The sequence below is a fragment of the Streptomyces sp. A0642 genome (assembly GCF_004795105.1).
Lineage (GTDB): Bacteria > Actinomycetota > Actinomycetes > Streptomycetales > Streptomycetaceae > Streptomyces.
Map to the genome: position 1 here is coordinate 434,379 of NZ_SSBL01000002.1, position 23,293 is coordinate 457,671.

General features: G+C 71.8%; 19 protein-coding genes. 12 read left to right on the forward strand and 7 right to left on the reverse strand.

Features of this window, described 5'->3' with window-relative positions; genetic code table 11:
• The first annotated feature begins 48 nt into the window (after positions 1-48).
• On the forward strand, positions 49-1,077 hold the full coding sequence (locus E6R60_RS05485; protein ID WP_136325256.1) for an aspartate-semialdehyde dehydrogenase: 1,029 nt from the start codon (positions 49-51) through the stop codon (positions 1,075-1,077).
• A gap of 93 nt (positions 1,078-1,170) precedes the next feature.
• Here E6R60_RS05485 and E6R60_RS05490 read toward each other — a convergent pair whose 3' ends face one another.
• Positions 1,171-1,671, reverse strand: a complete 501-nt coding sequence (locus E6R60_RS05490; protein WP_136325257.1) for a DUF1203 domain-containing protein — start codon at positions 1,669-1,671, stop codon at positions 1,171-1,173.
• Positions 1,672-1,783: 112 nt separating this feature from the next.
• Between E6R60_RS05490 and pepN the strand changes: the two genes are divergently transcribed.
• Positions 1,784-4,360 (forward strand): aminopeptidase N, encoded by a 2,577-nt coding sequence (gene pepN / locus E6R60_RS05495; protein WP_136325258.1) that lies wholly within the window; start codon positions 1,784-1,786, stop codon positions 4,358-4,360.
• Between the two features lie 138 nt (positions 4,361-4,498).
• Here the strand turns inward: pepN and alc are convergent, their stop codons facing one another.
• The 5 genes from alc to E6R60_RS05520 all read right to left on the reverse strand — a co-directional run bounded on the left by alc (position 4,499) and on the right by E6R60_RS05520 (position 9,618).
• Complete coding sequence (gene alc / locus E6R60_RS05500) at positions 4,499-5,638, reverse strand: allantoicase (protein WP_136325259.1); 1,140 nt, start codon at positions 5,636-5,638, stop codon at positions 4,499-4,501.
• 58 nt (positions 5,639-5,696) lie between these two features.
• Positions 5,697-6,617, reverse strand: coding sequence for a LysR family transcriptional regulator (locus E6R60_RS05505; protein ID WP_136325260.1), 921 nt, complete (start codon positions 6,615-6,617; stop codon positions 5,697-5,699).
• Positions 6,618-6,769: 152 nt separating this feature from the next.
• The gene (locus tag E6R60_RS05510; protein ID WP_136325558.1) at positions 6,770-6,982 is read right to left on the reverse strand and encodes a hypothetical protein; all 213 of its coding nucleotides are present in this window, start codon (positions 6,980-6,982) and stop codon (positions 6,770-6,772) included.
• Positions 6,983-7,020: 38 nt separating this feature from the next.
• The gene (malQ, locus tag E6R60_RS05515) at positions 7,021-9,345 is read right to left on the reverse strand and encodes a 4-alpha-glucanotransferase (protein ID WP_136325261.1); all 2,325 of its coding nucleotides are present in this window, start codon (positions 9,343-9,345) and stop codon (positions 7,021-7,023) included.
• Positions 9,346-9,618, reverse strand: a complete 273-nt coding sequence (locus tag E6R60_RS05520) for a hypothetical protein (RefSeq protein ID WP_136325262.1) — start codon at positions 9,616-9,618, stop codon at positions 9,346-9,348.
• A 310-nt stretch (positions 9,619-9,928) separates the two neighbouring features.
• Between E6R60_RS05520 and E6R60_RS05525 the strand changes: the two genes are divergently transcribed.
• A complete protein-coding gene (locus tag E6R60_RS05525) occupies positions 9,929-12,970 on the forward strand; it encodes a beta-N-acetylglucosaminidase domain-containing protein (RefSeq protein ID WP_136325263.1) in 3,042 nt (1,013 codons plus the stop codon).
• A 145-nt stretch (positions 12,971-13,115) separates the two neighbouring features.
• Here E6R60_RS05525 and E6R60_RS05530 read toward each other — a convergent pair whose 3' ends face one another.
• On the reverse strand, positions 13,116-13,652 hold the full coding sequence (locus E6R60_RS05530) for an HNH endonuclease (protein ID WP_136325264.1): 537 nt from the start codon (positions 13,650-13,652) through the stop codon (positions 13,116-13,118).
• Positions 13,653-14,019: 367 nt separating this feature from the next.
• Between E6R60_RS05530 and E6R60_RS05535 the strand changes: the two genes are divergently transcribed.
• The 9 genes from E6R60_RS05535 (at position 14,020) to E6R60_RS05575 (ending at position 23,290) form a co-directional block, all read left to right on the forward strand.
• On the forward strand, positions 14,020-15,090 hold the full coding sequence (locus E6R60_RS05535; protein WP_136325265.1) for a mechanosensitive ion channel family protein: 1,071 nt from the start codon (positions 14,020-14,022) through the stop codon (positions 15,088-15,090).
• A 446-nt stretch (positions 15,091-15,536) separates the two neighbouring features.
• Positions 15,537-15,941: a hypothetical protein gene (locus E6R60_RS05540; RefSeq protein ID WP_136325266.1), complete on the forward strand. Its 405-nt coding sequence runs from the start codon at positions 15,537-15,539 to the stop codon at positions 15,939-15,941.
• Positions 15,942-16,157: 216 nt separating this feature from the next.
• On the forward strand, positions 16,158-17,297 hold the full coding sequence (locus tag E6R60_RS05545) for a hypothetical protein (protein WP_136325267.1): 1,140 nt from the start codon (positions 16,158-16,160) through the stop codon (positions 17,295-17,297).
• A complete protein-coding gene (locus tag E6R60_RS05550) occupies positions 17,294-17,872 on the forward strand; it encodes a hypothetical protein (RefSeq protein WP_136325268.1) in 579 nt (192 codons plus the stop codon). Before E6R60_RS05545 ends, E6R60_RS05550 begins: the two co-directional genes overlap by 4 nt.
• A complete protein-coding gene (locus tag E6R60_RS05555; RefSeq protein ID WP_136325269.1) occupies positions 17,869-18,612 on the forward strand; it encodes an ATP-binding cassette domain-containing protein in 744 nt (247 codons plus the stop codon). The genes E6R60_RS05550 and E6R60_RS05555 overlap by 4 nt, the downstream gene beginning before the upstream one ends.
• Before the next feature lie 202 nt (positions 18,613-18,814).
• Positions 18,815-20,038 carry an ROK family transcriptional regulator gene (locus tag E6R60_RS05560; RefSeq protein WP_136325270.1) on the forward strand — a complete coding sequence of 408 codons (1,224 nt, stop codon included), beginning with the start codon at positions 18,815-18,817 and terminating at the stop codon, positions 20,036-20,038.
• 61 nt (positions 20,039-20,099) lie between these two features.
• Positions 20,100-21,437, forward strand: a complete 1,338-nt coding sequence (locus E6R60_RS05565; RefSeq protein ID WP_136325271.1) for an ABC transporter substrate-binding protein — start codon at positions 20,100-20,102, stop codon at positions 21,435-21,437.
• Between the two features lie 7 nt (positions 21,438-21,444).
• On the forward strand, positions 21,445-22,386 hold the full coding sequence (locus tag E6R60_RS05570; RefSeq protein ID WP_136325272.1) for a sugar ABC transporter permease: 942 nt from the start codon (positions 21,445-21,447) through the stop codon (positions 22,384-22,386).
• A 1-nt stretch (position 22,387) separates the two neighbouring features.
• Positions 22,388-23,290 carry a carbohydrate ABC transporter permease gene (locus E6R60_RS05575; RefSeq protein WP_136325273.1) on the forward strand — a complete coding sequence of 301 codons (903 nt, stop codon included), beginning with the start codon at positions 22,388-22,390 and terminating at the stop codon, positions 23,288-23,290.
• The last annotated feature ends 3 nt before the right edge of the window (positions 23,291-23,293 follow it).

Genomic DNA, 23,293 nt, shown 5'->3' on the forward strand with positions numbered 1-23,293 from the left:
GCATCATGGAGGGCAACCGTGCCCGTTCGTACGTGTGAAGGAGTCCCCGTGAAGGTCGGAATCGTCGGCGCCACCGGTCAGGTAGGCACAGTCATGCGCAGCATCCTGGCCGAGCGGAAGTTCCCGGCCGACGAGCTGCGGCTGTTCGCCTCCGCGCGCTCGGCGGGTTCGACGATCGAGTGGCAGGGCCGGGACATCACCGTCGAGGACGCCTCCACGGCCGACTACACGGGCCTGGACATCGTGCTGTTCTCGGCCGGCGGGGCGACCTCGAAGGCGCTGGCCGAGAAGGTGGCCTCGCAGGGCGCCGTCGTGATCGACAACTCCTCCGCCTGGCGCAAGGACCCCGAGGTCCCGCTGGTCGTCTCCGAGGTCAACGCCCACGCGATCGCCGACCGCCCCAAGGGCATCATCGCCAACCCGAACTGCACCACGATGGCCGCCATGCCCGTGCTGCGCCCGCTGCACGACGAGGCCGGCCTGGAGACCCTGACCGTCGCCACGTACCAGGCGGTGTCCGGCTCCGGACTGGCCGGTGTGGCCGAGCTGCACGGCCAGGCGTCCAAGGTCGTCGCCGAGGCCGACAAGCTCACGCACGACGGCTCCGCGGTCGACTTCCCCGAGCCCGGCGTCTACAAGCGCCCCATCGCCTTCAACGTACTGCCGCTGGCCGGCTCGATCGTCGACGACGGGTCCTTCGAGACGGACGAGGAGCAGAAGCTCCGCAACGAGTCCCGCAAGATCCTGGAGATCCCGGAGCTGAAGGTGTCCGGGACCTGCGTCCGCGTCCCGGTCTTCTCCGGCCACTCGCTCCAGGTCAACGCCCGCTTCGCCCGTCCGATCAGCGTGGAGCGCGCGTACGAGCTGCTGAAGGACGCGCCGGGCGTCGAGCTCTCGGAGATCCCCACCCCGCTCCAGGCGGCCGGCCAGGACGCGTCCTTCGTCGGACGGATCCGGGTCGACGAGACCGTGGAGCACGGACTGGCGCTGTTCGTCTCCAACGACAACCTGCGCAAGGGCGCCGCGCTCAACGCGGTGCAGATCGCGGAGCTGGTCGCGGCCGAGCTCGCGGGCTGACGCGGCGGGGGCGGGCGGAGTGCCGGGGGGCGGCACCGCTGAGCGGTGCTCTCCCCCGCCCGCCCCCTCCCGAAACCGGGGCTCCGGGAGCGCTCAGGGGCGCCGTACCTCGAAGTGCCAGCAGCCGTACTCCACGGCCCGCACGTGCACCAGCGCCACCTCCGGATCGGCGAAGGCCTCCTCGAACGCCTCGTCGTACCCCCGTTCCCCGTCCGCCGGGATCTCCATCAGCCGGCCGCCCACGATGTGGCCCTCCGCGTTGTAGCGCCGGACCGTCCGCAGCGCGCCCGCCCGCGAGAACGGGTAGCCGGGCCCGTCGGCCGCGGGCCCCTCGCAGTCCTCGGCGTGGATGAAGACCGGGCCCTGCTCGTCGTACGCCCCGGGGCGGGCCCACGTCGCGGCCGCCCAGCGCCGCAGCGGCGCGTACGAGACGAGGGCGATCCGCTCCCCCACCTCGTTCCCGCGCAGGCAGCAGCGCAGGGGGTCGCCCGCGTCCGTGGCGGTGTACGGGACGCAGGCGCGTCCCGCGTCGTCGGTCTCGCGGAGTTCCTTCAGCGCGGCCGGATCGATCGCGCGTGGTTCGTAACGGGTCATAAGACGAGGATGGGCCGCCCCCGCGGCGTCGTCCGGCGGAAAACGGACATCGCCCTGGCCCCGGTCACGTGGAAGGATGACCGGAAACATCACAGATCAAGGAGATGACCGCGTGCCTGGCACGAATCTGACCCGCGAAGAGGCACAGGAGCGGGCGCGCCTGCTGACCGTGGACGCGTACGAGATCGATCTCGACCTCTCCGGAGCGCAGGAGGGCGGGACCTACCGGTCCGTCACCACCGTGCGCTTCGACTCCGCCGAAGCCGGTGCGGAGACCTTCATCGACCTGGTCGCCCCGGCGGTCCACGAGGTGGAGCTGAACGGCAAGGCCCTGGACGTCGCGGCCGTGTTCCGTGACTCCCGCATCACGCTGCCGCACCTGGCGGCGGGCGCCAACGAGCTGAAGGTCGTCGCCGACTGCTCGTACACCAACACGGGCGAGGGCCTGCACCGCTTCGTCGACCCGGTCGACGAACAGGCTTACCTGTACACCCAGTTCGAGGTCCCGGACGCGCGCCGCGTCTTCGCGAGCTTCGAGCAGCCGGACCTGAAGGCGACCTTCCGGTTCACCGTGAAGGCCCCCTCCGGCTGGACCGTGATCTCCAACTCGCCGACGCCGGAGCCCGAGGACGACGTGTGGTCGTTCGAGCCGACGCCGCGCATCTCCACGTACATCACCGCTCTGATCGCCGGCCCGTACCACTCGGTGCACAGCAGTTACGAGAAGGACGGCCAGACCGTCCCGCTCGGCATCTACTGCCGTCCCTCGCTGGCCGAGTACCTCGACGCGGACGCGATCTTCGACGTGACGCGGCTGGGCTTCGACTGGTTCCAGGAGAAGTTCGACTACGCGTACCCCTTCGCCAAGTACGACCAGCTCTTCGTCCCGGAGTTCAACGCGGGCGCGATGGAGAACGCGGGCGCGGTCACCATCCGCGACCAGTACGTCTTCCGCTCGAAGGTGACGGACGCGGCGTACGAGACGCGGGCCGAGACGGTCCTGCACGAGCTGGCCCACATGTGGTTCGGCGACCTCGTCACCATGGAGTGGTGGAACGACCTGTGGCTGAACGAGTCGTTCGCCACCTACACGTCGATCGCCTGCCTGGCGTACGCCGACGGGTCGCAGTGGCCGCACTCCTGGACCACGTTCGCCAACTCCATGAAGACGTGGGCGTACCGCCAGGACCAGCTGCCGTCGACGCACCCGATCATGGCGGACATCCGTGACCTGGACGACGTCCTGGTCAACTTCGACGGCATCACCTACGCCAAGGGCGCCTCTGTCCTGAAGCAGCTGGTGGCGTACGTCGGCATGGACGCCTTCTTCCAGGGCGTCCAGGCGTACTTCAAGGCGCACGCGTTCGGCAACACGCGCCTGTCCGACCTGCTGGGTGCGCTGGAGGAGACCTCCGGACGCGACCTGAAGACCTGGTCGAAGGCGTGGCTGGAGACGGCCGGGATCAACATCCTGCGCCCGGAGATCGAGACGGACGCGAACGGCCACGTCACCTCGTTCACCGTCCTGCAGGAGGCCCCGGCGCTGCCGGCGGGAGCGAAGGGCGAGCCGACGCTGCGGCCGCACCGCATCGCCATCGGCTGCTACGACCTCGACGCGTCCGGCAAGCTGGTCCGTACGGACCGGATCGAGCTGGACGTCGAAGGCGAGCGCACCACCGTGCCCTTCCCGGCCGGCACGGCGCGTCCCGCCGTCATCCTCCTCAACGACGACGACCTCTCGTACGCGAAGGTCCGCCTTGACGAGGAGTCGCTGCGGGTCGTCACGGAGCACCTGGGCGACTTCACCGAGTCGCTGCCGCGCGCCCTGTGCTGGGCGTCCGCCTGGGACATGACCCGCGACGGCGAACTGGCCACGCGCGACTACCTCTCGCTCGTCCTGTCCGGGGTGGGCAAGGAGTCGGACATCGGCGTCGTGCAGTCGCTGCACCGCCAGGTGAAGACGGCGCTGGACCTGTACGCGGCGCCGGAGTGGCGCGAGGCCGGTCTGACCCAGTGGACCGAGGCGACGCTCGCGCACCTGCGCGCGGCGGAGCCGGGCAGCGACCACCAGCTGGCCTGGGCCCGCGCCTTCGCGGCCACGGCCCGCAACCCTCAGCAGCTCGACCTGCTGCAGGCGCTGCTCGACGGCACCGAGGCGATCGAGGGCCTGGCCGTCGACACCGAGCTGCGCTGGGCCTTCGTCGAGCGGCTGGCCGCCACGGGGCTGCTGGACGACGAGGAGATCGACGCGGAGTACGCGCGCGACCGGACGGCGGCGGGCGAGCGCCACGCGGCGGCCGCCCGTGCGGCGCGGCCCTCGGCGGAGGCGAAGGCGGAGGCCTGGGCCTCGGTCGTCGAGTCCGACAAGCTGCCGAACTCCCTCCAGGAGGCGGTCATCGGCGGGTTCGTCCAGACCGACCAGCGCGAACTGCTGGCCCCGTACACGGAGAAGTTCTTCGCCGCGGTGGGTGACGTCTGGGAGTCGCGGAGCCACGAGATGGCGCAGCAGGTGGCCATCGGCCTCTACCCGGCGCTCCAGGTCTCGCAGGAGACCCTGGACGCCACGGACGCCTGGCTGGCCTCGGCCGAGCCGGGCGCCGCGCTGCGCCGGCTGATCTCGGAGTCCCGGTCGGGCGTGGAGCGGGCGCTGAAGGCCCGGGCCGCGGACGCTGCGGCCGCCACCGCGTAGCTGCCACACCGACGCACAGGTGAGGGGCGCCTCCTTCGGGGGCGCCCCTTCGCGTTCGTGCCTCCGGGCGTGGAAACCGCCCGGCGGGCGGGCGCTTCGGCGCAGCCGTCCGCCGGGCGGGAGCCTGGGAACCGCCGGTTACGCGCCCGACTCCTCGTACCGGCGGGCCAGTTCGGCCGCTCCGGATTCCGTCAGCGAGCCGTGCAGGCGCATCCTGGCCACGCCGCCGTCGGGGAAGGCGTCGAGGCGGACGTGGGTGACCACGGCCTGGGCGCGGAGCGGGAAGCGGTGCGGGGTGTCGGGCTGGAGCCTGGTGCGCGGGATGATCTCGAACCACTCGCCGGTCTCGCCGTTGCGGCCCTGGAGGGCGATCCAGCCGGCCGCGTTGCCCTTGAGGCAGGCGGTGTCGATCTCGACCGCGCGGACCGCGCCCTGGGCGGGCAGCCGGAAGCGGACCCAGTCGTTGGTGTCGCGGACGCGGCGGCGGCGGTTCTCCCAGCCCTCGTCCATCTTGCGGGAGGTGCCGGGCAGGATGATCTGGGTCGGCGAGGAGTAGAAGCGGTCCGAGGCGTCCTCGTAACTGCCGCCGTTCAGGACCGAGACCAGGTCGAACGTGCCGAGCGTCGCGAGCCACGACGGGTCGGGGACCACCTCACCGTGCACCCGGAGGCGGGCGATGCCGCCGTCGGGGTGCTGGCAGAGGCGGAGGTGGGTGTAGCGGCGTCCGCCGGTGATCTCGAAGCCGTTGGCGGCGTGACCGCGTACGGGGGTGGGCGGGACGATCTCCTCCCACTTCACGTCGTCGGCGAGGAGCTCGGCGGGGCCGGGCGAGCCCTTGACGGACGTCGCCTGGACCGAGACGCGCTGCGGGTAGTTGCCGCGGAAGTGCGCGGTGTCGACGACGATGCCGCGGATGATGCCGGGGGCACCGAGCCGGATCAGGGCCCAGTCGTGCTCCTCCGGGGCGGGGAACGGGTGGGCGGCGTCCGCGCCGCGCCGGCGGCGGGTCTCCCAGCCGTCCATGATCTTGCCCTTGTGGCCGAAGTGTTCGGGGTCGAACGCGGCACGCTCCCGGGCCAGGAGGTTCTCGCGCTCGGCGAAGAACTCGTCGTTGGCGGCGATCACGCCCGCGCCGAGACGGCGGTCGGCGAGGTCGACCAGCTCGGTGAAGGGGAGGTCGGCGGTGCGGTAGTCGGCATACGGGTCACCGCCGCCGTACGGGGCCGCGTCGTTGGCGTGGGGATCGTCGTGGTGGTTCTCATTCTGTCCGAAGGTCATGCGGTCACTGTCGTACGAGCGGAGGTGTTAGGTCCATCGAAAGTTTTCGCATGGATTGTTAAGTCCGACTGAACGGTTCGGCCGCCTCGCGCAGTGCCGTGAGGACCCGGGCCACCGCCGGCCCGTCCTCCGCGCCCTGCCGGACGGCGGCCACCACGTGGCGGCGGGGCCGGTCCGCTTCCAGGACCCTCATCACGACACCGTCCCGGGCCTGCCGTTCGGCCGACGCCATGCGCGGGATCAGGGCGATGCCCATGCCCGCCTCCACCATGGCGAGGATCGAGGTCCAGCCGGAGGCGCTGTGCGCCTGTTCCGGGACGAAGCCCGCGGCCTCGCACGCGGCCGTGGTGATCTCCGACCAGGGACCCGAGCCGCCGAAGATCCACGGCTCGGCGGAGAGGTCCGCCAGCCGCAGGCCGGGGGCGGCGGAGAGCCGGTGGCCGGCCGGCAGGGCCACGTCCAGGGGATCGGCGAGCAGCGGCAGCACGGTGAACCGGGGGTCGTGGGCGGTCGGGGCGTGGGCGGCCAGGGAGAGGGCCAGGTCCGCCTCGCCCGCGACGAGGAGTTCGTACGCCTGCGCCGCCTCCGCCTCCCGGACCCGCACGTCCGGCCCCGGGCGGTCCCCGTCACGCAGGGCCTGCACGGCCGGGACGACCAGGGCGGGCACGGCGGTGGCGAACGCCGCGATCCGCACCTCGCCCGCCTCGCCGTGCAGATACCCGGTCAGTTCGGCGTCGGCCCGCTCGAGTTGGGCGAAGACCGCCTCGGCGTGGCGCAGCACCAGATGGGCCGCGTCGGTCAGGCGCACGCGCCGGCCCTGGGCCTCCAGCAGCGGTACGCCGAGTTGCCGGGAGAGGTTGGAGAGCTGCTGGGAGACGGCCGAAGGGGTCATCACCAGCGCTTCGGCGGCCGCGGTGACGGTGCCGCGGTCGCGCAGGGTGCGCAGGATGCGGAGCTTCTTGACGTCCCACTCGGTCATGGCCGGAACCTACCCGGTCGCGGGGGACGGGGGCCGGCTGCTCCCTCGGGGTCCAAAGCCGCGTCCGTTCGCGTCCTTCCGCGTCCGGACATGCGAGTGCGCCGCGCGGTACCTCGGTACCGGCGGCGCACCCCCGAGTTCCTGGGCGGGGACTAGACCTGCTTCTTCGACTTGTCGAGGACCATGACCAGGCCCGCGATGACCGCGAACAGGACGATGGGGGCCACGACGTACAGCCCGATCGTGTCGATCACGCTCAGGCCGGAACCCGGGTCGTCGCCGTCGTCGCGGGTGAGCGCGAGCGCGGGGGACGACATCAGCAGCATCATCAGCGTCGTTCCGGCAGCGACGGCGCCGGCGCGCATAGCGTTCTTCTTGTCCACGGTGCAAACGTAGCGAACGCCTATGAGCGCCGCTCGCCCGGGGGTGCCGTACGGGTCCCCGGCGGCTTGGGAGCGGGCCTGAGGACCTCCATCAGACGGTGCAGCCGGGGTGAGGCGGCCAGTTCCTCCAGGGTGACCGGATGGCCCTCGGCGTCGGCGATGGGCAGCCGCCAGTTGGGGTACTGGTCCCAGGTGCCCGGCAGGTTCTGCGGGCGGCGGTCGCCGATCGTGTCCGGGAGCCAGACCCCTGCCATGCGGGCGGGGGTGCGCAGCAGGAAGCGGTGGACGGCGCGGACGGCGGCCTCCTCGTCGTCGCCGCCCTCGGGGAGCAGGCCGAGGCGGGAGAGCAGACCGAGCCACTCCGCCCGGTCGGCGCCGTCCTCTGTGCGCTCCTCCGCCAGCGAGCGGGTGAGCAGGCCGAGGCGGTGGCGCAGCGTCACGTGGTCGCCGGTCAGCCGGGCGGCGGTGGACGGCAGGTCGTGGGTGGTGGCGGTGGCCAGGCAGTCCTCGCGCCACTGCTCGGGGGCGAGCGGGCGGCCGGTCCCCGACCAGTCGCGCTCGAACCAGAGCACGGAGGTGCCGAGGACGCCGCGTCGGGCGAGCGCCTCCCGGACGCCCGGCTCCACGGTGCCGAGGTCCTCCCCTATGACGACGGCCCCGGCGCGGTGGGCCTCCAGGACGAGGACGGCGAGCATCGCCTCCGCGTCGTGGCTGACGTAGGTGCCCTCGGTGGGCGGGCGCCCCTCGGGCACCCACCAGAGCCGGAACAGGCCCATGACGTGGTCGATGCGCAGGGCCCCGGCGTGGGCGAGGAGCCCGCGCAGCAGTCCCCGGTACGGGGCGTAGCCGGACGCGGCGAGCGCGTCGGGTCTCCAGGGCGGCAACCCCCAGTCCTGGCCGCGGGCGTTGAAGGCGTCCGGGGGCGCGCCGACGGACATGCCGTGGGCGAAGGCGTCCTGCTGGGCCCAGGTGTCGGCCCCGCCGGGGTGCACGCCCACGGCCAGGTCGTGGACGATCCCGACGGCCATCCCGGCGTCCTTCGCGGCACGCTGGGCGGCGGCGAGCTGGGCGTCGGTCAGCCAGGCGAGCCGGCAGTGGAAGTCGACCCGGTCCAGCAGTTCGGTGCGGGCGCGGGCGGTCTCCTTGGAGCGGGGGTCGCGCAGACCGGCCGGCCAGGTGTGCCAGTCGGAGCCGTGCACTTCGGCGAGGGCGCACCACAGGGCGTGGTCCTCCAGCGCCTGTCCCTGCTCGGCGAGGAAGTCACAGTAGGCGGCGCGGCGGCCGGGGGTGAGGGGCACGCCGGCGAGGAGGCCGAGGGCCTGCCGTTTGAGCGCCCAGACGGCGTCCCGGTCGATCAGGGCGCCCTTGTTCAGCACGGCGTCGCTGAGCTGCGCGGCCCGGCGGCGCAGCTCGTCGAGGGCGGCCGGGTCGGGCGCGTGCCCGTATTCCGGGACGGACTCGATGTGCAGGTGCACGGGGTCGGGGAAGCGCCGCGAGGACGGGCGGTAGGGCGAGGGGTCGGTGGGGGTGCCGAGGACCGCGGCGTGCAGCGGGTTGACCTGGACGAAGCCGGCGCCGAGGGAGCGCCCGGACCAGGAGGCGAGGTCGGCGAGGTCGCCGAGGTCGCCCATGCCCCAGGAGCGGGCGGAGAGCAGGGAGTAGAGCTGGACGAGGAAGCCGTGGGTGCGTCCGGGCGGCTGCGGGACCCGGGCCGGGGCGACCACGAGTGTGCAGGCCGCGGCCGGTCCGCCCGGGGGCCTGACGGTCAGCCGGTGCACACCCAGCGGCGGCTCGGTCCACCAGCCGGGCGCGGCGGGGGCGGACGGTGCGGAGGCGGTCGGTGCGGGAGCGTGCGGCGCGGAGGCGGACGGTCCGGAGGCGTGCGGCGCGGAGGCGGAGGAGGCGGAGGCGGTCGGTGCGGGGGCGGCCCCGCCGTGCGATCCGGGGTCGGGCTGTTCGGCGCCCGCCCTTCCGGCGCCCCCTGCGCCCCCAGGCCCGGAAACGGCCGGAACCGTACCCGTGGGTCGGACGCGCATCGGGGTCGGCGGGGTCGCCGTGGGCTCTTCCGGACGGACCGTCAGCTCCGTGCCGGGCGGCAGCGCGGTCAGGGCCGGGGGCAGAGGTTCCCCCGTCCACACCACCACCGTGGCCGGGAGGAGCCGGGATTCGGCGGCGGACTCGGCGGCGGCGAGCGCCTCGCGCACCGCTTCCGGCGTGGCGGCGTCCACACCGAGCGCGGCGAGCACATCGACGACCGTGCCCTCGGGGACGGGCACCGTGACGCCGGCGGAAGGGGAGAAGGAGGTGGCGACGCCGTGCAGTGCGGCGAGCCGGGTCAAACCCATTCAGACTCCTGGGGACTCCATGCCCCGAGCGCTGCCGGAAGAAGCCGGCTCGCTGGTCAGCGGGGCGAGGACGGCGAGCGGGGGTTCGCTGGTCAGAGGTGTGGCGTCGGCGAGCGGGGGCTCGCTGGTCAGGGGTATGGCGTCGGCCAGCGGGCCTTCGCTCGTGAGCGGGCCGGGCGTGCTGAGGGTGGCCGGGGGCGCGCTGATGAACGGGGCGGGACCCGGTGCCTGTTTGGACAGGGCGGAGAGCAGAAGCTGCGCTGCGGCGGGCATGGTGGCCTCCTGGCCGTGGGGAACAGGACACAGCAGACCTACCCAGCGGGACGCGGCCGCAGACGTAGGCGTTATGACAACGAGTTCAACGTGCCCGGGGTCACAATCCGTTCCCCGAAGGCCGATTATCCGCAAGACGTCCGCTCGTTTCGGCCATGCGACGCCATCTTTCGCGCGGACCGACGCCCGTGCCAGACCCGTCACCAGAGTGGCCATATCGGGCATTCACCCCAGAGTGGGCCCGCGCATTGACACCCTCGCGCGCGGGTGGTGGGCTCTGAGCCCACCGGCGGGAGCGAGGGAGACAGGGATGCGGCTCAGGCGCAGGAAGCACGCGACGGCCGTCGCCGTGGCTGTGCTCGGCGGTCTGCTCTCCGCGGGAGTCCCGGCCGCCGTCGCCGCCCCTTCAGCCCCTGGCGCCCCCGCCGTCTCCGCACGGGACCGCCACGACGACGCCGCGCCGCCCGCCGTGTGGCCGCGGCCCCAGAGCATCAAGGTGTCCGGGGCCTCGGTCCCGCTCTCCGGCGAGGTGACGCTCGTCGCCGGCGACGGGGCAGACCCCTCCGCGGTCGAGGCACTGCGCCAGGTGCTGCGCGACGCGGGTGGCCGGTCCGTCCACGAGGCGCTGCCCGGCGGCGGACCCGTGATCCGGTTCGGCGGGGACGGGGCCGTGGACGCGCTCCGCACGCTGCGTGCGCCCGACCGTGCCGATCTCCCGTCGGGCGGCTACCGGATCGCGGTCGGCCGGGTCGCGGGCCGGGACACCGTCGCGGTGGACGGCCTCGGCGAGGACGGCCTGTTCCACGCGGCGCAGACGCTGCGTCAGCTGACCTCGGGCGGCCGGATCGCCGGCGTCACCGTCCGGGACTGGCCGGCCGGCGCCGTGCGCGGGATGACCGAGGGCTTCTACGGCCGGCCCTGGTCCCACGAGGAACGGCTCGCCCAGCTCGCCTTCATGGGGCGCACGAAGCAGAACCGCTACCTCTACGCGGCCGGCGACGACCCGTACCGGCAGGCCCGCTGGCGGGAGCCGTACCCCGCCGAGCGGCGTGCCGAGTTCCGCGCGCTGGCCGAACGGGCCGCCGCCGAGCATGTGACGCTCGGCTGGGCGGTGGCTCCGGGCCAGTCCATGTGCCTGTCCTCGGACCGCGACGTGAAGGCGCTGACCAAGAAGATCGACGCCATGTGGGCGCTGGGGTTCCGGGTCTTCCAGGTGCAGTTCCAGGACGTCAGCTACAGCGAGTGGCACTGCTCGGCGGACGCGGACACCTTCGGCAGGGGCCCCGAGGCGGCGGCCAGGGCGCAGGCCCGGGTCGTGAGCGCGGTGGCGCGGCATCACGCGGAGCGTCATCCGGGCTCCGAGCCGCTGTCCATGATGCCGACGGAGTTCTTCCAGGACGGGGCGACGGACTACCGCACCGCGCTCGCGAAGGAGCTCGACGAGCGGGTGCAGGTCGCCTGGACCGGTGTCGGCGTCGTCCCGCGAACCATCACCGGCGGCGAGCTGGCCGGCGCCCGCTCCACGTTCCGTCATCCGCTGGTCACGATGGACAACTACCCGGTCAACGACTACGCGCAGGACCGGATCTTCCTGGGCCCGTACACCGGCCGGGACCCGGCGGTCGCCAGCGGTTCGGCGGCGCTGCTGGCCAACGCGATGGAGCAGCCGTCCGCGTCCCGGATCCCCCTGTTCACCGCCGCCGACTTCGCCTGGAACCCGAGGGGGTACCAGCCCCAGGAGTCCTGGCAGGCGGCCCTGGACGATCTCGCGGGCGGCGACGCCCGCAGCGGGGACGCGCTGCGCGCGCTGGCGGGCAACAGCGCGGGTTCGGTGCTGGGCGGTGACGAATCGGCTTATCTGCGGCCGTTGTTCGCCGCGTTCTGGACGTCCCGTACGGCGGACGGCGCCCCGGCGCGCGACGCGGCGGCGCGCCGGCTGCGGGCCGCGTTCACGGTGATGCGCGAGACCCCCCAGCGCCTGGCCGGACTGGCCGACGGGCGGCTCGACGACGAAGTGCGTCCGTGGAGCGAGCAGTTGGCCCGTTACGGCCGGGCGGGCGAGCTGGCCGTGGATCTGCTCCAGGCCCAGGCGCGCGACGACGGGGCGAGCGCCTGGGAGTCCTCGCTGGCCCTGGAACCGGCGCTGAAGGCCGTGAGGACGGGCGGCGCGACGGTCGGCAAGGGAGTGCTCGGCCCGTTCTTCGAGCGGGTGCGCAAGGAGGCCGCCGCCTGGACGGGGGCGGACCGGCGCAACGGCACGGTGACCGAGGCCGCGGGCAGCTACACGGTGCGGTTCGGCCGGGTGCGGCCGCTGGAGACCGTCACCGCGATGACGGTGCCCGGCGAGGACGCGACGGTGTCGGGCGCGACCGTCCAGGCGCATGTGCCCGGCGAGGGCTGGCGGAGCCTCGGCACCCTGTCGGCGCGGGGCTGGACCCAGGCGCCGGGTCAAGGGGTGCGGGCGGACGCGGTCCGGGTCAGCTGGCCGACCGCCACCCCGGCGGTCACCGGCGCACCGCCCCTGATCATCCCCCCGCTCGCGGGCACCGCGCCGTCCGCCGGCACGGCCCCCCGGGTGCGCTCGCTGGTGCCGTGGTTCGGCGACGAGCCCCCCGCTCGGCTCGCTCTCGCGCGGGGCGAGACGGATGCCGAGATCGGCGGCGGACCGTCGCGGATCGGGGCCCGGCTCTCCGCGCGCCGCCCGGCCGAGGTGCGCGGCGCGCTGACCGCGAAGGCGCCCAGGGGCATCAAGGTGCGGGTGCCGAAGCACACGACCGTGCCGCGCGGCTCCCGTACGGAGGTGCCCGTGGAGATCACCGTCCCGGCGGGCACCCCGGCGGGCGAGTACGAGGTGCCGTTCTCCTTCGGGACCGAGGAGACGACCCTGACCGTCCGGGCGTTCCCCCGCACGGCGGGCCCGGACCTGCTGCGTGCGGCCACCGCCACCTCTTCGGGTGACGAGACCCCGGACTTCCCGGCTGCTTACGCCTCGGACGGCGACCCGAAGACCCGCTGGTCCTCGCCGGCCGAGGACGGCGCCTGGTGGCAGGCCGAACTGCCCGCCCCGGCCCGGGTCGGCCAGGTGGTGCTGGACTGGCAGGACGCGTACGCCTCCCGCTACCGCATACAGGTCTCCGCGGACGGCAGCACCTGGCGCACGGCCGCCACCGTCCGCGACGGCGGGGGCGGGCGCGAATCGGTCCGGATGGACGCGAAGGACACCCGTTTCATCCGGGTCCAGGGCGACGGGCGGGCCACCGAGTACGGCTACTCGCTCTGGTCGGTGCGGGCGTACGCGGTCGCGGACCAGCGGCTGTCCGAGCCTGATCCGTCCGGACGAACCCACTCCTGATCCGCCCCGGCGGTCCGGCCCTGAGCCGTCCGACGGTCCGACTCTGAGCCGTCCGCACAGGCCCGGGCCCGGGCGGGCCCAGCCGTCCGCTCAGCTCCCGTCCGCTCAGGTCCGGTCCGGTCCGGTCCGGTGGAAGCCTTGGGCGTCAGGCCGAGATGCCGTCGATCCGGGCCATCGCGTCGTCCGCACCGAACGGTTGCAGGTAGGGCAGCCAGCGCGGGTCGCGGTGTCCCGTGCCGATGATCCGCCAGGCCAGCCCGGTCGGCGGCGCGGGCTCCTGGTGCAGCCGCCAGCCGAGCTCGGGCAGGTGGCGGTCGGCCTTGACGTGGTTGCAGCGGCGGCAGGCCGCCACCACGTTGTCCCAGGCGTGCTGCCCGCCGCGACTGCGCGGAATGACGTGGTCGACGCTGGTCGCGGCGGCGCCGCAGTACATGCAGCGTCCCCCGTCCCTGGCGAAGAGCGCCCGGCGGGTCAGCGGGACGGGCCCCCGGTAGGGGACGCGCACGAACCGCTTCAGGCGGACGACGCTGGGGGCCGGGACGGCGCGGGTGGCACTGTGTACGAAGGCCCCGGACTCCTCGAGACAGACAGCCTTGTTCTCGAGGACGAGGACGAGCGCGCGGCGGAGCGGTACGACGCCGAGTGGCTCGTACGACGCGTTGAGAACCAGGACATGCGGCACGTGGACGCCTCCTTGTACGCCGGCGGCGCGTGGCTCGCGCCGGGACGATCCGGTCTCAGTCTCCCCTCCTGCCTGGTCGGAGCGCCACCACGTGCGCGTAACGGGCCGGAAGGATTTTTCTCTCCGGGCCCCGCCGCCCGGCCGCCGGGACGCGCCGGAGCAGGCGCTTCGGGAGCCTGCCGCCGCGGGCGCGCGCGGTGTGCGATCGGCCACAGACCGCCCGCACACAGCGCCGCCACCACCGGCCGGTCCTCCCTCGTCGCCCTCGCCGGGTGAGACGCGTCTCTCCCCTCCCTCACGGCAAGGGAGCATTCCGGATGCCCCGTTAGTGTGGTCGTTCAGCGTTCGCCCAACCGGAGGTTTCGCCGTGTCCCTGTCCGCCCTGTTGGCCGCTGCACCGTCGCCCGAGCCCGGTGGCTCGCTGGACGAAGCCGCGAAGCAGGCCGGCAACGCCGCGAGCTGGGTGGAGCAGAACTGGTCCACCTGGCTGAACACCGGTCTGCGGATCGTGCTCATCGCCGCCATCGCGATCGCGTTGCGCATAGCCGTCCGCCGCACCCTGACCAAGCTCATCGAGCGGATGAACCGCAGCGCCCAGGCGGTGGAGGGCACCGCGCTCGGCGGCCTGCTGGTCAACGCGGAGCGGCGCCGGCAGCGCTCGGAGGCGATCGGTTCCGTACTCCGTTCGGTTGCCTCGTTCCTGATCCTCGGCACGGCCGCCCTGATGATCCTGGGTGCGTTCGAGATCAATCTGGCGCCGCTGCTGGCCTCCGCGGGAGTCGCCGGGGTGGCGCTCGGCTTCGGTGCGCGCAACCTGGTCACCGACTTCCTGTCCGGCGTCTTCATGATCCTGGAGGACCAGTACGGCGTCGGCGACACCATCGACGCCGGCGTCGCCTCCGGCGAGGTCATCGAGGTCGGCCTGCGGGTCACCAAGCTGCGCGGCGACAACGGCGAGATCTGGTACGTGCGCAACGGCGAGGTGAAGCGGATCGGCAACCTGAGCCAGGGCTGGTCCACCGCCGGCGTCGATGTGCAGGTACGCCCCACGGAGGACCTCGACCGGGTCCGTGCGGTGATCACCGAGGCCGCCCAGCTGATGGCCAAGGACGACCCGTGGACCGAGCGCCTGTGGGGCCCCGTGGAGATCCTGGGCCTGGACAGCGTGCTGCTGGACTCGATGACGGTCCGGGTGACCGCGAAGACGATGCCGGGCAAGGCCCTGGGCGTGGAGCGCGAGCTGCGCTGGCGCATCAAGCGTGCCTTCGACGAGGCGGGCATCCGCATGGTCGGCGGCGTTCCGGGGCAGCCGGACGAACCCTCGGCGGCCGACCCGACGGCCGCGATGGCCGCCCCCTCCGCGTACGCCTCGGCCACCTCGCCCCAGTCCCTGGCGACGACCCCGATCCCTCCGGCGACGCCGAACATCACGAAGTAGCTCATCAGCACGTGCCGAGGGGCACCCCGCGAGGTCTGCGGGGTGCCCCTCGCACATGTCCCGCCCCCGGTGGGGAATCCGGCACGGGGACCGCGCGATGCTTCCGCGACGAGCACGCGGGAAGCCCACGGTGTGAATAATCTGCGAAATCTACGCGCATCGGACCAAGTGCGATATGCCCGAGCATCCGGGGCGAGCCAAAAGCCGCATACCCGCGCACTGTCCGACGATACGCTTCGCACGCCCTCCCACCTGCAAGGGAGCGCGTTCACGAGCACGTCAGAAAGCATTGTCCGCCGTTTTCCCCGGGTGTTATCGTCTTGATCATTGCGAGGGGGGCATCCCCGCATGCACGGGGGTGGGAATGACGCATGCGCACGCTCCACCTTTCGTGCTGGATGGCATTCCAGAATGGAAGATTCGTGAAGCTTTCTGCCCGTGCAGCCATGACAGCCGGCACAGCCGCAGTTATCGCTCTTGTTCTCGCACCCACCGCCGAGGCGAACTGGTCGAGCAGCATCACAGCCGCGAGCGTTTCCTTCGAGTCCCGCCGCTGGTCCGACGAGCTGTACTCCCAGATCCTGTTCACCGGCTGCCACACCGACTCGGGTGTCACGAAGAGCACCGACGTACAGATGTGGCACGACATCAGCTTCCAGAGCGACGACTCCTACGACAACAAGACGTTCACCGCGTGCTTCAACGGCGGTACCAGCAACGGCGAATGGACCGATCTGGGCTCCGGAATGAAGGACGTATACTTCAAGATCATGAAGATCGGGGGCTCGACCTTCGGGCCGCAGCTCACCGTGAACAGCGTCAGCATCGACACCACCAAGGCCGACGGCTGACCTGATTCCCGCCCCGGGGGCCGCAGCCGCGCCCCCGGGGCACATCCTTATCCTCTGTGAGTCGCGATGAAATTCACCACCGCATTGAGAAGCAGCAGTGCGCGTTGGGCCGGTCCCGTCGTTCTGCTGATTTCGGCCTTTTATTACATGTCAGCAGAAACCGCACCGCCAAGTCAGTACCACCACTGGTCTCCGTCGATAATCGCGGCTCCACTCGTGGTTCTCTACGCACTCGCCTATGCCGCTGCCGCCGCTCTCGCCGTGTGGGAAAGCGGGCGACTCCGCCAGGCGCGCATCTGGGAATCCCTGCCCACCAGAAGCCGTTACCGGGTAGCGGCCAACGTGCTGCTTCCTGTGGTAATTCTCGCGTGGGCCGCCCTGCTGCTGCCACCGGCCATCTCTTTGGCACGGACGGGCACCGTCCCGAGCCTCGACTCCCTGCGGCTGCCCTTGATGGGCATGCTGATAGTCGTCGCCCACGCCATTGCCGGATTCGCCATCGGTGCGGTGCTGCCGCGCCTGATCGCCACACCCGTGGTCGCGGTCGTCGACTGGATCGCGGTCAACTTCACGCGAGGCACACAGCCCTACTGGCTGCGTCATGTCTCCGGCCAGTACTCGGACGTCGGCTTCGGCGAGGTCCCCCGGTTCGTGTCCGTCGCGGTTCCCGTCCTGATGGCGGGCGGCGTGGCCGTCGGCCTGCTGCTGCTGTGGCTGCCGCTCGGGCCCCGGGTGCTGCGCGGTGTGGTCGCGCTCGGCGTCGCCGCGGCCGGAGTCCTCGGTGCCCAGCACCTCGCCCGGGACTGGCCGCACGACCCTCCCACGGCCACCGGCCAGGCACCCGTCGACTGCACGGGCGTCAACCCCCGGGTGTGCGTGCCGCGCATCGCCTCCGGGAGCCTCGACCGCAGCCAGCGCGAGGCCTCTCAGGCGCTGAGCACCCTGCGTGCCGCCGGGGTCCCCGTCGTCGCCCCCAGGCAGATCGACGACCTGTACAACGGGTCGGGCGCGGCCGGCACCAGTGAGCAGGTGTGGCGGCTGGGCCTCATGTCGGCCAACCGGCCGCACCAGGTCGGCTACCAGGTCATGGTCCGCGCGCTGAAGTTCCGTTGCGCCGAGGTCCCCGCCGTCCGGGCCCACTCGGTGTGGCTGTGGGCCGCCACTCGCACCGGCCAGGTCGACATGTACCAGGAACGCCGCAGGAGCGAAGGCATCACACCCGAGAGCCGGAAGATCGAGAAGCAGGTGAACGACCAGGTCCGTGAGGTGCTGAGCAAGTCTCCCGCCGAGCAGAAGACCTGGATCCGCAGCAACCTCGACTCCTGCTCCAAGAGCGCCACGGGGAGCACGGCGTGAGGTGGTGGATCGGTGCCCGACGGGCGGGGATCACCGTCCCGCTGGCTCTGGCCGTCTTCCTGCTCCCGTTGCTCGCGGTGCAGAACACCGAGGTCGCCCTGCCCGGCATCGTCGGTACTCCCCGGGTCGCGCTGACCGTGTTCGTGCCCGTACCGCTCGTCGCCTGCCTCATGCACCTCCTGGAGTCACGGGTGCCCGCCCCCGAGGATTCCGGGGTGCGGCCCGTGGCCAGGTACGACGCCTTGCTCGTCACCGCGGTGGCCGCCGCGGCACTCTGCTGTGCGCTGCTGGTGGCCGCCGTCAGCGATACGCAGCAGGCCGCCGCCACGGGCCGCAACGTGCTGTTCCTGGCCGGGCTGCTTCTCCTCGGGCGCGCCGTGTTCGGCCCCTCCGCGGTGCTGGTCCCCGTGGCCTGGCTCGTCCTCGTCGTCGGCATCGGCTTCCGCGGCAACGTGCCCCGGGCGTGGACCATCGTGCCGGAGGCGGCTCGTGACGTCCCGGCGGCCATCGTCTCCCTGCTGGTGTTCGCCGCCGGCCTCACCGTTCTGATCTTCGCCCCGAGGAAGGCCTCGTGACCCTCGAACTCACCCGCTGCACCTACCGCTACCGGCGTGGGCGCAAGCCGGTCCTCCAGGACTTCGACTACACGCTCCCCGACGGACTCTCCATCCTGCTCGGCCCCAACGGCGCGGGGAAGTCGACCCTGCTGAAGCTCGCGGCCTCGGTGACGAAGCCCCAGCGCGGCAGCGTCCACCTCGACGGGATCCCCGCGGGAACGCGGCAGTACCGGCAGGACGTGGCGTGGATGCCGCAGGACATCACCCCGATGCCCGGGCTCACGGCGCGCGAGTACGTCGCGTACATCGGCTGGCTCAAGGGCATGAGCCGTCCGGACGCCTGGAAGCGGGCCCGGCAGGCACTCGCGCAGGTCGACCTCGCGGACCGGATGAACGAGCGCAGCGACCGCCTCTCCGGGGGCCAGCTGCGACGCGTCGGGGTGGCCGGCGCACTCGTGCACGGCGCCCGCGTCCTGCTGCTGGACGAACCGACCGCCGGGCTCGACCCGTACCAGCGGCGGGTGTTCCGCGACATGCTCGCGGGTCTGACCGGCGACATCCGGGTGCTGCTCTCCACGCACGACGTCGCCGACCTCGCCGAGGAGGCCGATCACGTGACCGTCGTCTACGACGGACGGATCATCCACCACGGGGACACCGGTTCCTTCCTCGCCCTGGCTCCTGACGGCACCGTCGCGGGGCGGGCGGCCGAGGGCGCGTACACGGCCCTGCTGCGCGGCAGCGGGGCCCGGGCCTGACGGGCCGGCCGGCGCCACCGGCCATGAGGGGCACGACGCGAGGTCGGCGGCGTGCCCCTCACCCGTGCCACGACCCGGCCCTGCGCCCAGGTAACGCTTTGGTTGCCACCGCGCCCCCGGCCATTGACGCCCCGGTGGCGTGCGCCCTACGGTCCTCTCACCGAATAGGAAACTTTCCTAACAGAGGGCAGGTGCAGTGAACATGGCCGGAACCACACCGGGCACCCCCCGCGTTCTGCGCGCCATGAACGACCGCGCCGCCCTCGATCTGCTGCTGGAGCACGGGCCCCTGTCGCGGACCCGGATCGGGAAGCTGACCGGGCTCTCCAAGCCCACCGCCTCCCAGCTGCTGGCCCGGCTGGAGGCCGCCGGGCTGGTCGTCGCGACCGGGACCGCCGCCGGACGGCCCGGGCCCAACGCGCAGCTGTACGCCGTCAACGCGTCGGCCGCCCACGTGGCGGGGCTCGATGTGAACGCCCACCGGATCGTCGCCGCGGTCGCCGACGTGACGGGCGGGACGGTCGGCGAGTTCGAGCTGCGGACCCCGGGGCGGCGCGCCGACAGCGTGGTCCGGCAGGTCGCGGAGGCGCTGGACGGGGCGGTGAAGGAGGCGGGGCTGACCCGCTCCGACGTGCACCGGGTCGTCATCGGCACTCCGGGAGCCTTCGACCCGGGCACGGGCCGGCTGCGGTACGCCTCCCACCTGCCCGGCTGGCACTCCCCCACTCTGCTGGACGAGCTGGCCGCCTTCCTGCCGATGCCCGTGGAGTACGAGAACGACGTGAACCTCGTCGCGGTGGCCGAGCAGCGGCTCGGCGCGGCACGGGGGCACGAGGACTTCGTGCTGCTGTGGAACGAGGAGGGCCTCGGCGCCGCCCTCGTCATCAACGGCCGGCTGCACCGCGGTTTCACCGGCGGCGCCGGTGAGGTCGGCTTCCTGCCGGTGCCCGGCGCCCCGCTGGTACGCCAGGTCACCAAGGCGAACGCGGGCGGTTTCCAGGAGCTGGCGGGCGCGCAGGTGCTCGCCAGGCTGGCCCGCGAGCTCGGCATCGACGACGAGGCCGTCCGCGGTCCGGGCACCCATCACGAGATCGCGGCCGGGCTGGTGGGCCGGGCGGCCGCGGCGGTGGAGCGGGGCGAGGGCGGGCCGTACGGCCGCCTGCTCGATCGGTTCGCCACCGGCCTGGCGACCGGCCTCGCCTCCATGATCGCCGTCCTGGACCCCGAGGTCGTCGTGCTGTCCGGCGAGCTGATCGCGCGCGGCGGGGAACCGCTGCGCGGCCGGGTGGCGGCCGAGCTCGCCGAACTGGCTGCGTCCCGTCCCCGGCTGGTCAGCGGCGAGGTGACGCACCGGCCCGTCCTGCGCGGCGCGCTGGAGAGCGCGCTCGCCACCACGCGCGACGAAGTGTTCGACACCTCGCGCTGAGCCTTCCCACCCCCTCACGTACGCCCTTCATCGCCCCAACCCCTCATCGGGAGAGACCACCATGTCCGGAAATCGCCGGAAGCCCGCCGTCGTGCTCGCCGCGACCGCCGCGATCGCCCTGTTCGCCTCCGCCTGTACCGGGCAGAGCAGTTCCGGTGCCAGTGATGACGCGTCCAAGGAGACGACCATCAACTTCTGGCACGGCTGGAGTGCCCCGAACGAGGTGAAGGGGATCGAGGCCACGATCGACGCCTTCGAGAAGGCGCACCCCAACATCCATGTGAAGGTCGTCGGCAACATGACCGACGACAAGATCAACCAGGCGCTGCGGGCGGGCGGTTCCAAGGCCCCGGACGTCGTCTCCTCGTTCACCACGAACAACGTCGGCAAGTTCTGTTCGTCGAAGGCCTTCGTCGACCTCAACCCGTTCCTGAAGAAGGACGGGATCGACGCGGACGCGACGTTCCCGAAGGCGATGAACGAGTACACGCAGTTCGAGGGGGTGCGCTGCACGGTGCCGCTGCTGGGTGACGCGTACGGGCTTTACTACAACAAGGACGCGTTCGAGGACGCCGGCATCACCACCCCGCCGAAGACGTGGTCCGAGTTCGCCGCCGACGCCAAGAGGCTGACGAAGAGCAAGGGCGACTCGTACGAGCAGCTCGGCTTCATGCCGAACTACCACGGCTACGAGTCGACGACCGAGCACTACCTCGGTGGCTGGAACCCGACGTACTTCGACGCGGACGGCAAGTCGAACATCGCCAAGGACCCGGCGTTCGCCACGATGCTCACCAACCAGAAGAAGCTGGTCGACTCGCTGGGCGGCTACCGGAAGCTGGAGAAGTTCCGTACGGGCTTCGGCGACGAGTGGGGCGCGAAGCACCCGTTCCACACCGGCCAGGTGGCCATGCAGCTGGACGGTGAGTGGCGGCTCGGCATGGCCGAGGACACCAAGCCGGAGTTCGAGATCGGCGTGGCCCCGATGCCCGTCGCCGACGACCAGGCCGACACCTACGGCAAGGGCTACCTGACCGGCACGATCGCGGGGATCGCCGCCACGTCCGGCAAGCAGAACGCCGCGTGGGAGCTGGTGAAGTTCATGACGACCGACACCGACGCGGTGGTGAACTTCGCCAACGCCATCCACAACGTGCCGTCCACGCTGGCCGCGCTGAAGTCCCCGAAGCTGAAGTACGACCCCCGCTTCAAGACCTTCCTGGACATCGCGGCCCACCCGAAGTCCACCACCACCCCGCCCTCGGTGAACGGCGGCGCGTACCTGGTGTCCCTGCAGAACCTCGGCTTCGCCGTCGAGAAGGGCGCCCAGAAGGACATCGGGGCGGGTCTGGAGAAGACCGCCCAGGAGATCGACGCCGCGACCGCACAGGCGAAGTAGCACCGCGATGAGCACGTACACACTCCGCTCGAAGCGCCGCCGCGCGGCGCTCCGTACAGCGGCCTTCATGTCGCCGTGGCTGATCGGGTTCTGCGTCTTCTTCGCCTACCCGCTGATCTCCACGCTGTATTTCTCCTTCACGAGCTACGACGGTTTCACCGCCCCGGAGTTCAGCGGGCTGCAGAACTGGTCGTTCGTCTTCAACGACTACCCGCTGTTCTGGCCCGCCCTGCGCAACACGCTCTGGCTGGTCGTGGTCATGGTCACCTGCCGGGTGGTGTTCGGACTCGGCGTGGGCCTGCTGATCACCAAGATCAAGACGGGTGCCGGGGTTTTCCGGACGCTGTTCTACCTGCCGTATCTTGCCCCTCCGGTGGCCGCCACGCTGGGCTTCGTCTTCCTGCTCAACCCGGGCACGGGGCCGGTCAACTCGATCCTCGGCGGCCTCGGCATGGGGACCCCCGGCTGGTTCACCGACGCCGCCTGGTCCAAGCCGGCGCTGACCGCGCTCGCGGTGTGGGGGGTGGGCGACCTGATGGTGATCTTCATGGCCGCGCTCCTCGACGTCCCCAAGGAGCAGTACGAGGCGGCCGAGCTGGACGGGGCGTCCTCGTACCAGCGGTTCCGCTTCGTCACGCTGCCGAACATCTCGCCGATCATCATGTTCGCCGTGGTCACCGGCATCATCCAGACGATGCAGTACTACACCCAGCCCCTGGTGGCGGGGAAGGTCGCCTCGGGCGTCATGGGCGGCTCGGGACAGCAGTTCGAGCCGGGCTATCCCGACAAGTCGACACTGACGCTTCCCCAGCTGGTCTACAACCTCGGTTTCCAGCGCTTCGACTACGGCTCCGCCTGTGTGGTCGCGCTCGTTCTCTTCGTCCTCGCCATGGCGTTCACCGCACTGCTGATGCGGCGCCGCAGCGGACTGATCCAGGCAGGTGAGTGACGTGGCTCAGGTTCTCGACACCCCCAAGGCCGCCGGCCCGGTGAGTGACCCCGTCACCCCGGCCCAACGCACCGCACGCCGCAAGACGCTCCTGCACTGGATCGCCGTGCACTCGCTCGGCGTCGCGGCCGCGCTCTTCTTCGTGCTGCCGTTCGTCTTCCTCTTCCTCACCTCGCTGATGAGCGACCAGCAGGCGCTGACCCGTGACCTGTGGCCGCACCCCTTCGAGTGGGGCAACTACAAGAAGGTGTTCGACACCCCGGGCTTCCTGACCTGGTGGAAGAACACCCTGCTGTACGCGGGACTGGGCACCGTCCTCACGGTCGTGTCCTCGCTGCCCGTGGCGTACGCGCTCGCCAAGTTCCGCTTCCGCGGCCGGCACCTGTCGCTGATGCTGGTCATCTCGATGATGATGCTGCCGCCGCAGGTCGTCGTGATCCCGATGTACCTGTTCTGGGCCAAGCAGCTGGACATGTCCGGCACGCTGTGGCCGCTGATCATCCCGATGGCGTTCGGCGACGCGTTCTCCATCTTCCTGCTGCGGCAGTTCCTGCTGACCATCCCGAACGAGTACGTGGACGCGGCGAAGGTCGACGGCTGCGGAGAGTTCCGCACCCTGCTGCGCATCGTGATCCCGATGGCCAAGCCGGGGATCGCCGCCGTCGCCCTCTTCCAGTTCTTCTACGCCTGGAACGACTACTTCGGCCCCCAGATCTACGCCTCCGAGAACCCGGCGGCCTGGACGCTGAGTTACGGACTGGAGTCCTTCAAGGGCGCACACCACACCGACTGGAACCTGACCATGGCCGCGACCGTACTGGTCATGGCCCCTGTGATCGTCGTCTTCTTCTTCGCACAGAAGGCATTTGTCGAGGGCGTCACACTGACCGGAGTAAAGGGCTGATTC

Bases quoted from the DNA above. Each gene is read 5' to 3' on its own strand.
- E6R60_RS05490 (WP_136325257.1), bottom strand. From the start codon at position 1,671: ATGACCCGTTACGAACCACGCGCGATCGATCCGGCCGCGCTGAAGGAA.
- alc (WP_136325259.1), bottom strand. From the start codon at position 5,638: ATGACCTTCGGACAGAATGAGAACCACCACGACGATCCCCACGCCAAC.
- E6R60_RS05505 (WP_136325260.1), bottom strand. From the start codon at position 6,617: ATGACCGAGTGGGACGTCAAGAAGCTCCGCATCCTGCGCACCCTGCGC.
- E6R60_RS05510 (WP_136325558.1), bottom strand. From the start codon at position 6,982: ATGCGCGCCGGCGCCGTCGCTGCCGGAACGACGCTGATGATGCTGCTG.
- malQ (WP_136325261.1), bottom strand. From the start codon at position 9,345: ATGGGTTTGACCCGGCTCGCCGCACTGCACGGCGTCGCCACCTCCTTC.
- E6R60_RS05520 (WP_136325262.1), bottom strand. From the start codon at position 9,618: ATGCCCGCCGCAGCGCAGCTTCTGCTCTCCGCCCTGTCCAAACAGGCA.
- E6R60_RS05525 (WP_136325263.1), top strand. From the start codon at position 9,929: ATGCGGCTCAGGCGCAGGAAGCACGCGACGGCCGTCGCCGTGGCTGTG.
- E6R60_RS05540 (WP_136325266.1), top strand. From the start codon at position 15,537: ATGACAGCCGGCACAGCCGCAGTTATCGCTCTTGTTCTCGCACCCACC.
- E6R60_RS05560 (WP_136325270.1), top strand. From the start codon at position 18,815: ATGGCCGGAACCACACCGGGCACCCCCCGCGTTCTGCGCGCCATGAAC.
- E6R60_RS05565 (WP_136325271.1), top strand. From the start codon at position 20,100: ATGTCCGGAAATCGCCGGAAGCCCGCCGTCGTGCTCGCCGCGACCGCC.
- E6R60_RS05570 (WP_136325272.1), top strand. From the start codon at position 21,445: ATGAGCACGTACACACTCCGCTCGAAGCGCCGCCGCGCGGCGCTCCGT.